10 protein-coding genes and 1 tRNA gene are annotated in these 9,692 nt (G+C 70.0%); 4 read left to right on the forward strand and 7 right to left on the reverse strand.

Going from position 1 to position 9,692, the window contains the following annotated elements:
• Positions 1–91 precede the first annotated feature (91 nt).
• The 5 genes from G6019_RS14885 to G6019_RS14905 form a co-directional block, all read right to left on the reverse strand.
• Complete coding sequence (locus tag G6019_RS14885; protein ID WP_182612305.1) at positions 92–736, reverse strand: 50S ribosomal protein L25/general stress protein Ctc; 645 nt, start codon at positions 734–736, stop codon at positions 92–94.
• 219 nt (positions 737–955) lie between these two features.
• Complete coding sequence (gene arsC, locus G6019_RS14890) at positions 956–1,315, reverse strand: arsenate reductase (glutaredoxin) (RefSeq protein ID WP_107756935.1); 360 nt, start codon at positions 1,313–1,315, stop codon at positions 956–958.
• Between the two features lies 1 nt (position 1,316).
• The gene (locus tag G6019_RS14895; protein ID WP_107756934.1) at positions 1,317–2,294 is read right to left on the reverse strand and encodes a ribose-phosphate diphosphokinase; all 978 of its coding nucleotides are present in this window, start codon (positions 2,292–2,294) and stop codon (positions 1,317–1,319) included.
• Between the two features lie 17 nt (positions 2,295–2,311).
• Positions 2,312–3,772: a bifunctional UDP-N-acetylglucosamine diphosphorylase/glucosamine-1-phosphate N-acetyltransferase GlmU gene (glmU, locus tag G6019_RS14900; RefSeq protein ID WP_182612304.1), complete on the reverse strand. Its 1,461-nt coding sequence runs from the start codon at positions 3,770–3,772 to the stop codon at positions 2,312–2,314.
• A gap of 124 nt (positions 3,773–3,896) precedes the next feature.
• On the reverse strand, positions 3,897–4,508 hold the full coding sequence (locus tag G6019_RS14905) for a flavodoxin family protein (protein ID WP_182612303.1): 612 nt from the start codon (positions 4,506–4,508) through the stop codon (positions 3,897–3,899).
• Positions 4,509–4,618: 110 nt separating this feature from the next.
• Between G6019_RS14905 and G6019_RS14910 the strand changes: the two genes are divergently transcribed.
• Both G6019_RS14910 and G6019_RS14915 read left to right on the forward strand, forming a co-directional pair.
• Entirely contained in the window at positions 4,619–6,439 is a 1,821-nt protein-coding gene (locus tag G6019_RS14910) for a thiamine pyrophosphate-requiring protein (protein ID WP_182612302.1), read from the forward strand.
• Positions 6,436–6,594, forward strand: coding sequence for a hypothetical protein (locus G6019_RS14915; protein WP_156607217.1), 159 nt, complete (start codon positions 6,436–6,438; stop codon positions 6,592–6,594). Before G6019_RS14910 ends, G6019_RS14915 begins: the two co-directional genes overlap by 4 nt.
• Here the strand turns inward: G6019_RS14915 and G6019_RS14920 are convergent.
• On the reverse strand, positions 6,591–7,871 hold the full coding sequence (locus tag G6019_RS14920) for an oxygenase MpaB family protein (RefSeq protein WP_182612301.1): 1,281 nt from the start codon (positions 7,869–7,871) through the stop codon (positions 6,591–6,593). The genes G6019_RS14915 and G6019_RS14920 overlap by 4 nt on opposite strands.
• A 108-nt stretch (positions 7,872–7,979) precedes the next feature.
• On the opposite strand from G6019_RS14920, the gene G6019_RS14925 reads away from it, so the two are divergent.
• Positions 7,980–8,624: a TetR/AcrR family transcriptional regulator gene (locus G6019_RS14925; RefSeq protein ID WP_309230285.1), complete on the forward strand. Its 645-nt coding sequence runs from the start codon at positions 7,980–7,982 to the stop codon at positions 8,622–8,624.
• A gap of 71 nt (positions 8,625–8,695) precedes the next feature.
• Here the strand turns inward: G6019_RS14925 and G6019_RS14930 are convergent.
• A tRNA-Gln gene (locus G6019_RS14930) sits at positions 8,696–8,767 on the reverse strand.
• A gap of 203 nt (positions 8,768–8,970) precedes the next feature.
• On the opposite strand from G6019_RS14930, the gene G6019_RS14935 reads away from it, so the two are divergent.
• Positions 8,971–9,642, forward strand: a complete 672-nt coding sequence (locus G6019_RS14935; RefSeq protein WP_107756926.1) for a TetR/AcrR family transcriptional regulator — start codon at positions 8,971–8,973, stop codon at positions 9,640–9,642.
• The last annotated feature ends 50 nt before the right edge of the window (positions 9,643–9,692 follow it).

Below are 9,692 nucleotides of genomic sequence, written 5' to 3' on the forward strand. Positions count from 1 at the left end.
GCCCGGGTGAATGACCTCGGGCCCGGTCCGACGCGGTGGTCGAACCGGGCCCGGTGCCGGGTCGCGGGAGGTCAGGCCTCGCCGCGGGAGGTCAGGACTCCTCGCCCGCCTGCTCGGCCTCCTGGGCGGCGTCCTCGGCGGCCTCACCCTCGGGCGCCTCTTCCTCCTCGGCCTCGAGATCGGACTCGGAGGGCGCCTCGATGATGTTGACGATCAGCAGCTCGGGGTCGGAGACGAGGGTGGCTCCGGAGGGCAGAGTGATCTCCGAGGCGGTGATCTGGGTCCCGGCCTCGGCGTCCTCGACCGAGATCTCGAAGCCCTCGGGGATCTCGGTGGCGTCGACCTCCACCTCGATGACGTCGGCGTCCTGCGTGACGAGGGTGCCGGGCGCCGCGTCTCCCGTGAGGGCGACGGGGATCTCGACGGTCACCTTCTCGCCCTTGCGCACGACGAGGAGGTCGGTGTGCTCGATGATGCGGGTCAGCGGGTGCACGTCGATCTGCTTGGGCAGCGCGAGCTGCTCCTCGCCCTCGATGTCGAGGGTGAGCAGAGAGTTGGTGCCGTGGGCACGGAGGACCGCGGCGAACTCGAGCGTGTCGAGGAGAAGGTGACGCGGCTCGGTGTGGTGACCGTAGAGCACCGCGGGGACCTGGCCCGCGCGGCGGGCGCGGCGGGCCGAACCCTTGCCGAACTCGGTGCGGATGGAGGTCTTGAGGTTGTTGATTTCCTTGGCCATGGTGAACCTTCTGTCGGTGGGGAGCGCGCGTGCGCTCTGCGGGCGGGAGACCTCCCCGGCGACCGAGACGATCGCGCTGGGCGGCCCACCGGGGACCACACCGACAATGATCGCGTCGATAACGGAGTGGCCCGTCTCAGGGCCCTCCCTCGCCGAGATGACCCGATCAGCCTAGCGGCGCCGGGCCCGGCCCCCAAATCACACCGGGCCCCGCCGCCGTCAGAGGATCTCCTCGACCGCGGAGGTGGGCCGCGCCAGGCGCGTGCCCCTGCCGGTGACGACGAAGGGCCGCTCGATGAGCCGGGGGTGCGCCACCATCGCCTCGAGCAGCGCCTCGTCCGAGGCCTCGAGCAGGCCGAGCTCGGTGAACTCGGCCTCCTTGACCCGCACGGCCTGCCGCACCGTCAGCCCGGCGTCGGAGATGAGGGTCCGGAGCTCGTCGACCGTGGGTGGGGTGTCGAGGTACCTGATCACGGTCGGCTCGACGCCCCGCTCGCGGAGCAACTCCAGCGCCTGCCGGGACTTGGAACAGCGAGGGTTGTGGTAGATCGTGGCGCTGCCCGCGGCGTCCGCGGACACGTCAGGCGTTCCCGTTGAACAGGCTGGTCACCGAGCCGTTCTCGAAGACCTCGTGGATGGTGCGGGCGAGCAGCGGGGCGATGGAGAGCACAGTGAGGTTGTCGAACCGCTTCTCCGGCGGGATCGGCAGGGTGTCGGTGGTGATGACCTCCTTGGCCCCGCACGAGGCCAGCCGCTCGGCGGCCGGGTCCGAGAAGACACCGTGCGTGCAGGCGATGATGACGTCGCCGGCGCCGGCGTCCTTGAGCACCTTGACCGCGCCGGCGATGGTGCCGCCGGTGTCGATCATGTCGTCCATCAACACACAGGTGCGCCCCTCGACGTCGCCGACGACGCGGTTGGACTTGACCTGGTTGGGAACGTTGGGGTCGCGGGTCTTGTGCACGAAGGCCAGGGGAGCGCCGTCGAGAGCGTCGGCCCACTTCTCGCCCACCTTGACGCGGCCGGCGTCGGGGGAGACCACGCAGATGTTGTCCGTGCCGTAGTGCTCACGCACGTAGTCCGACAGCTGGCCCTGGGCGTGCATGTGGTCGACGGGGCCGTCGAAGAAGCCCTGGGTCTGGTCGGTGTGCAGGTCGACCGTGATGATCCGGTCCGCACCGGCCGTCTTGAGCAGGTCGGCCACGAGGCGGGCCGAGATGGGCTCACGCCCGCGGTGCTTCTTGTCCTGCCGCGCGTACGGATAGAACGGCAAGATGGCCGTGATCCGCTTGGCGCTACCCCGCTTGAGGGCGTCGATCATGATGAGCTGCTCCATGATCCACTTGTTCAGCGGCGCCGGGCAGCTCTGCAGCACGAACGCGTCGCAGCCGCGCACGGACTGCTCGAAGCGGACGAAGATCTCCCCGTTGGCGAAGTCGCGGGCGGTCTGAGGGGTGACCTCGACCCCCAGTTCGGCGGCGACCTGATCCGAGAGTTCGGGGTGCGCGCGCCCCGCGAAAAACATCAGGTTCTTCTGGTTGTCGATCCACTCGCTCACTCGGTGAGTCCGTCCTTCTAGGAGTCGTTCCGGGTACGTAGGGCGGCCTCGGCCGAACCGGAATCCGGTCGGTTCTGGATCACCCAGTCGTCGATATTCCGCTGTCGTCCGCCGGACACCGCCAGGGCCCCGGGCGGGACGTCGTTCTTGATCACGGTACCCGCGCCCGAATAGGCCCCGTCCCCGACGGTCACCGGCGCGATGAACATGGTGTCCGAACCGGTGCGGCAGTGATCGCCGATCACTGTACGGTTCTTGTTCACCCCGTCGTAATTGACGAAGACGCTCGATGCCCCGATATTGGTGTGCTCGCCGATCTGCGCGTCGCCCACATAGGTCAGGTGCGGGACCTTGGTGTGCGCCCCGATCGAGGACTTCTTGACCTCCACGAAGGTGCCGATCTTGCTGCGCTCTCCCAGCTCCGCCTCCGGACGCAGGTACGCGAACGGCCCGACCTCGGCTCCGGCCCCGACGCTCGCGCTGACGGCATGGGTCCGCACCACGGTCGCGCCCTCGCCGACCGTGGTGTCCTGCAGGGTGGTGTCCGGGCCGATGGTCGCGCCGTCGCCGATGTCCGTGGACCCGGTGAGGTGGGTGCCCGGCAGGATGGTCACGTCCCGGCCGATGCGCACCCCCACGTCCACCCAGGTGCTGCTCGGATCGACGATCGTCGCCCCGGCCCGCATGGCCTCCTCGCACAGGCGGCGGTTCATCTCGGCCGAGAGGGCGGCCAGCTGCACGCGATCGTTGACCCCGGCCACCAGGTCGGCGTCCTCGATACGGTGACCGCGGATGAGCCCGTTGGACTGACGGGCCAGCTGGATCACGTCGGTGAGATACAACTCGCCCTGCGAATTGTCGGTGCTCAGTTCGCCCAGTTTCTCCCGCAGCACGCGGGCGTCGAAGGCGTAGATGCCGGAGTTGACCTCATCGATCGCCCGCTCCTCGTCCGAGGCGTCCTTGTGCTCGACGATCCGCAACACCTCGCCGTCGTCGTTCCGGACGATCCGTCCGTACCCCGTGGGGTCCGGTGCCGTGGAGGTCAGGACGGTCACCGCCGCCCGCGGACGCAGGTCGTGTCGCGTCACCACCTCGCGCAGGGTGTCGGCGTCCAACAGCGGGATGTCCGAGGTGGTGACCAGCACTGTCCCCGAGAAGTCCGCGGGCAACGCCGCCATGCCGGCGGCCACCGCGTCACCCGTCCCGTTCTGCTGTTCCTGCACCGCGGTCGCCACCGGCACCCCCAGGTCGACGGCGAGGTCGTCCACCGCGGCCCCGACCTGCTCACGCTGGTGCCCCACCACCACGATGATCTGCTCCGGCCGGATCCCGGCGGCGGCGTGCAGCGCGTGGCCGAGCATGGTCCGGCCGCACACCCGGTGCAGCATCTTGGGGGTCGAGCTCTTCATCCGGGTGCCGGAGCCGGCGGCCAGGACGATGACTGCGGCCTGCGAGCGGTCGGTGTCGGGTGTGGTCATCAAGTCTCCTCGGGCGGCGTGAGTTCCGCGCTGGCGGGCGTGGCGGTTCGTCCCGGCAAGGATAAAGGGTGTCCCCGGACGGGAGGACCGGGTCTGCCCTAGCCGCACCGGCCAGGGGACCTGCTCAGACCGGCGGGTACCGCTCCGCGCGCAGGAGCCGCGCCAGATGCGCGGCGTTGGCGGACAACGTGGCGATGGTCGAGGACACCGCGGACGGGGTCTCGTCGAGATCCGCGTAGTCCTTGGGGTTCATGGCCTCGTGGTTCCAGTACGTGCACCCCTGCGCCGGGATCGTGAACCCGATGTCGTTGAGACCCTGGAACGTGTCGGCCACGATCTTGTGCGCGCCGTCCTCGTTGCCGACCACGGCCGTCACGGCGACCTTGCCGAACATCGCGGGCCGTCCCTGCTCGTCGGTCTCCGACAACTGGGCGTTCAGGCGCTCCAGCACCCGCTGGGCGATGCTCGACATGTGCCCAACCCAGGTCGGGGTCGCGAGCACCAGCACGTCGGCGGTCTTGATCCTGTCCAGGATCCGCGGCCACTGGTCGCCGTCCCCCATGTCGTCCTCCACCCCGGGACGCACGTCGAAGTCGGCCACCCGCACGGTGTCGCCGTCGATCCCGTGGGACGCCAACTCGTCGAGTACCTGACGGGCGATGAGGTCGCTGCTCGACTCGGCGGGTGAGGCCTTGAGCGAGCACACCAGGGCGATTGCGTTCAGTGAGGTCTCCATGGCGGGGACGGTAGGAGCCGGGCCTTGAGAGGACAACCGGTGGAGGCCGGTCGGTGCGGCCCCTACGGTGGGCCCCACCGACCTGGCCGTCCAGCGGAGAGGGGACAGATATGACCCACGACAAGACGGTGGCCGACCTCGTCGTCGAACGGTTGGTCGCCTGGGATGTGGAACGGATCTACGGGTACGCCGGTGACGGCAACAACCCGCTGCTCGGCGCGCTGCAACGGTCTGACGTGGCTCCGAGGTTCATGCGGGCGCGGCACGAGGAGTCGGCGGCGTTCATGGCGGTGGCCGAGGGGAAATACTCGGGCGGGGTGGGGGTGGTCACCTCCACCCAGGGCCCGGGCGCCGCACACCTGATCAACGGCCTGTACGACGCCAAGCTGGATAGCGTCCCGGTGGTGGCGTTGGTGGCGCAACAGCACACGAGCGCGCTCGGCTCGGACTACCAGCAGGAGATCGACCTGAGCAGTGTGTTCGCCGACGTCGCCGGCCCCTTCATGCAGACCGTCGTGTCGGCCGAGCAACTGCCCATGGTGATCGACCGCGCGTTCCGCTCCGCTCTGACGCACCGGACCCCGGTCGTCGTCGTCATCCCCCACGACGTGCAGACCGCGCCGGCGCCGCAGCTGGCCGGCGAGCAGGGTCAGGAGGAAGGGGTCCAAGAACACGGCGTGGTGGTGACCGCGCCCGAGTGGACGCACGGGGTGGTCTGCCCGCGTGAGGACGACCTCGCGCGCGCGGTCGAGGTGCTGACCGCGGGGGAGCGCGTGGCGATCCTGGCCGGGCGCGGCATGGCCGGGGCGCAGCAGGAGCTCATGGCCCTGGCCGAACGCCTGGACGCCGGCGTGACGATGAGCCTGCTGGGCAAGCCGTACGTCGACGAGTCACACCCGCTGGTGGGCGGGACGATGGGCCACCTGGGGACCACGGCGAGCGCCCGCATCCTGCAGAACTGCGACACCCTCCTGATCGTCGGATCGAACGACCCCTGGACCGAGTTCTACCCGCGGCCCGGGCAGGCGCGGGCCGTACAGATCGATCTCGACCCCTCGCACCTGGCCAACCGCTACCCGGTCGAGGTGGGGCTGGTCGGGGACTCGGCGGTCGCGCTACGTGCCCTGACCGAGCGCGTGGGCGAGCGAGATCGGTCGACGTGGCGCGGAGAGGTGGAGACGTGGGTCGGGCAGTGGCGGGAGATCTCCCGCGAGCGCGCCGAGGTCCCGGCCCGGGGACTCAACCCCGAGCTGGTGGCCCGTCGGCTGTGCCGTCACATGCCCCACGATTCCCGGCTCGCCGTGGACGTGGGCAGTTCGGTGTACCACTACGTCCGGCAGATGGACCTGCCCACGTCGGTACCGGCCCACCTGTCGTCCACGCTGGCGTCGATGGGGTGCGGCATCCCGTACGCGATCGCGGCCAAGGCCACGGCCCCGGCCCGTCCGGTCGTGGTGCTGGCGGGTGACGGAGCCGTGCAGATGCTGGGGATCAACGAGTTGATCACCGTCTCCGAGGCGTGGCCCGGATGGGCCGACCCCACGATGGTCGTGGTGGTGCTGTGCAACGGCGACCTGGCCGAGGTGAGCTGGGAGCAGCGGGAGACCGAGTCGGCCCCGCGGTTCGCGCCGTCACAGGACGTCCCGGCGTTCGACATGGCCGGCTACGCCAGGCTCCTGGGCCTGCGGGGCGTCCGCGTCGAGGACGGCCGGCAACTCGACGCGGCGCTCGAGGAGGCCTTCACCGCGGACCGGCCCACGGTGATCGAGGCGGTCACCGATCCGGATGTCCCGCTGCTGCCCCCCTTCCCCCACGGCCGGGAGATGCTGGGTTCGATGCGCGAGGGACTCCGGGCAGAGGGGGACGAAGGACACCACGGGTTGGTACTGCTGGAGGAGTACGCCCGAATCGAAGAGGAGAGGTTCACATGACCGGGATCAACGAGCCCGACCCCCAGTCCGTCACCCGTCAGGGCGAGGAGGAGGTCCGCACCCCCCGCAACCGCCGTCAGCCCCTGCTCGCCGTCCTGGCGATCGCGGCGATCCTGGTGCTCGTCCTGGCGCTCGTCATGTCCGGTGGAGGCTAGGCCGGTGCGGGCGACGGGGTGCGGTCGTGACGGCGCGCCTCGACACGGCGCTTGACGTCCTCGATCGCGCGCACGCGTCGCCGATGGCCGCGCCGAGCGGCTCGCACGGGTCCACCGGGCAGGGCCACCTGTGCCCGATCGGCGACAAGGTTGCGGGCGGCGATGAGCGGCAGGAGAGCGACCGCCGGGCTCAGGCGGGGGATGCCGACGGCGTCCGCGTACTCCGATCCCAGTGACAGGCGCGCCAGGTCGGAGTGGACCCGGGAGAGCAGTCCGTCCAGGCCGGGAATGCGTGAGTCCCGGACCCGGCGACCGTAGAGCAGGGGAGCGGCCGCGAGGGTCGACCCGGTGAGCGACGTGGACGACTCGTCCGGATCGACCTCCGCCCAGGCCGCCAGCCACGTCAGGCGCAGGAGATCGTCGATGGACGTCACCTGCAGTTCGGGAACCACGCCCATCGAGTGCGAGATGTAGCGGTACAGATGGATGATCGCGTCACGTTCGCGTCGGGAGTACCAGTGCCCGGCGGCCATCGCCCCCAGCGCCACACCGATGATCGGAACCATCGTCACGCAGTAGTGCAGTTGGTTGACCGGCTTACCGTGGGTGTCGGGGTTCCAGTCCCCGCCGTGCTCGATACCGGCGCGGATGTAGGCATGGACCAGGCGGACCCGGGCGGTGTTCTTGGTCCCCTCGCCGAACCGCTCCATCCCTCCCGGCGCGGCGCAGTCGATCGACGACGAGACGGTTTCGGTGATCCGTGCCGCGGTCCGGTCGGCCAGTTCCCCTCCGCGCAGCAGCACGTCGTTCACGCGGGGTGAGACGTAGCTGGCGGGGAACGCGATCCCGGCGGTGAGCGCGGTCAGCGTGTGCGTCGGCGTGCGCGCGATCGCCTGTGCCGCCAGGTCCAGCTTGTCGTAGTCCACCCAGTAGGGCACGTCGTCGATGCTCGCGATGAACGCCGCGACCGCCGGGTGCGGATCCGTCACTGTCTCGATGCCCTCCTCGAGGGCCTGTTCGACCTGGCCTCGCAGTGTCGCGCCGCCCCCGCCGTGGATGGCGGCAACCACCTCGTCGGCCACGGGGTCGCAGGTGTGCATGAGCTTGGTGAACGCCTGCACCTGGGCCTCGGTCGGCCGGACCGAGTCCCCGGCCATCAACGACATGATCCCGCGGAGGACACCCCGCTGGAGGATCGAGGGTGTCTCGACCCGAGCGTCCCTGTCGTGGAGACGAGGCGTCGGAATCGTTCGTGGTGTCGACGGGGCGTGCGTCATCGATCTCCTCCTGGGTGTGGTCGGACCACCATGGCACGAACACACCCAATTAGTAAACACCTGATTCCGGAATTGGGCGATTCCCCGGCCCTGTGCCATCCTTGACCCGTGTCACCACGTGAGGGCCCGCGCACGTACGCGGGTATGGAACCCGAGGAGCGCCGGGTGCAGCGGCGCCGGCGGTTCGAGGAGGCGATCGTCGATGTGATCGCCACCGAGGGGCCCTCTGCCGCGACGGTCCGCCGAATCTCGGCGACGGCCGGAGTGGGACCTCGCTTCTTCTACGACCACTTCCGCGACACCGACGACCTGATCATCTCCGTCTACGACACCATCGCGGCCGACCTCGTGACGCGGGCGACGGTGGCGCTCGTGTCAGCCCCGCACGACGTCTACGCTCGCGCGCATGCCGCCGTGGGGGCCATCGTCGAGTCGATCGCGAACGACGTCCGTCGGGGACGGTTTCTCCTGTCCGACACGCCTGCTGTGGTCGAGTCCCGTCGGCGATTCGTCCATCGGGCGGCGGACGCGCTGGTCGAGCAGTCCACCGAGCTCGGCGAGCCGCTCGACAAGGCGTCGGCTGACGTCATCGCCGTCGTGGTGATGGCGGGGGCGTCCGAGCTGGTCCGTGGATGGCTCGACGGCGTGCTGGAGGTGGGCCCGCAGGAGATCACCGGTCTCCTGGCCACGACGCTGACGAGCCTGGTCGATCAGAGGACGTCGAACAGCTGGCCGAGAACTCCGGCCGGGTAGGACTCCGCGCCCGGGACTCCACGCCCGGGACTCCACGCTGCCTCGTGGCCCGGGCCGGGCCGCTGACTCGGCTCCCCCGCCAGGACTCGAACCTGGAATGTCTGAACCAAAATCAGAAGTGTTGCCGATTACACCACGGGGGAACGACCCTGACCGGGTCGGTAACAGTCTGGCACACCTCACGCGGCCCGCTGCCGCAGACCTGGTCGCACCGGTGCGTTCCGGTCCGGTCCCGCCGGGGCGGGGGCGGCCGCCGGGGAGGGCCCGCTCGGCCGACTAGGCTTGGGGGACTGTCTCGAAGGGGTTGATGATGACGGGCGAGGGCATTCCGGCGCCGAGGACCAGGATGACGGCCGCGAAACGACGGCAGCAGTTGGTCGACGTGGGTCGCCGGATCTTCGCCGAGTACGGCTACGATTCCGCCACCGTCGAGGAGATCGCGGCCGTGGCGGGGGTGTCCAAGCCGGTGGTCTACGAGCACTTCGGCGGCAAAGAGGGGCTCTACGCCGTGGTCTGCGATCGCGAGCTGGCGTACCTGGGTGCGGAGATCACCGAGTCCCTTCAGGGCGAGGGGTCGCGGAGGCGCATCGAGCGCGCCGCCATGGCGCTGTTGCGGTATGTCGAGGAACGCACCGACGGCTTCCGCATCCTGGTCCGCGAGTCGTCGATCGCCCCCGGTGGATCGTATTCGACCCTGCTCAACGACGCGACGGCGAGCGTGACGTACATCCTCGAGGAGGAGTTCGTGAACCGCGGCTTCGACCCCGTCACCGCGAGCGTGTACGCGCAGGCGCTCGTGGGCATGGTCTCCGGCACCGCGCAGTGGTGGCTGGACGTGCGTACCCCGCCCAAGGAGGAGGTGGCCGCGCACATCGTCAACCTGTGCTTCAACGGGCTGTCCCACCTCGACCCGCGGCCGAGCCTCGAGGCCGAGGTGCGAGACAAGTACGCCGGCCCGAGCAGTCCGGAGGGCACCCTGGCGGGCCGTGACCTACGCCCGGGCCCGGGCCGCCCGTAGCGATCCCCGTCCCGGGCCGGTCGTCGACCTCAGGCCGCGGCGGGTGAGGG

Origin of the sequence: Dietzia sp. DQ12-76 (genome assembly GCF_014145045.1) — a bacterium.
Taxonomy (GTDB): Bacteria; Actinomycetota; Actinomycetes; order Mycobacteriales; family Mycobacteriaceae; genus Dietzia.

Coding starts and splice junctions, on each gene's coding strand:
- G6019_RS14920 (WP_182612301.1), bottom strand. CDS start 7,871: ATGACGCACGCCCCGTCGACACCACGAACGATTCCGACGCCTCGTCTC.
- G6019_RS14910 (WP_182612302.1), top strand. CDS start 4,619: ATGACCCACGACAAGACGGTGGCCGACCTCGTCGTCGAACGGTTGGTC.
- G6019_RS14935 (WP_107756926.1), top strand. CDS start 8,971: ATGACGGCCGCGAAACGACGGCAGCAGTTGGTCGACGTGGGTCGCCGG.
- G6019_RS14915 (WP_156607217.1), top strand. CDS start 6,436: ATGACCGGGATCAACGAGCCCGACCCCCAGTCCGTCACCCGTCAGGGC.
- glmU (WP_182612304.1), bottom strand. CDS start 3,772: ATGACCACACCCGACACCGACCGCTCGCAGGCCGCAGTCATCGTCCTG.
- G6019_RS14885 (WP_182612305.1), bottom strand. CDS start 736: ATGGCCAAGGAAATCAACAACCTCAAGACCTCCATCCGCACCGAGTTC.
- G6019_RS14905 (WP_182612303.1), bottom strand. CDS start 4,508: ATGGAGACCTCACTGAACGCAATCGCCCTGGTGTGCTCGCTCAAGGCC.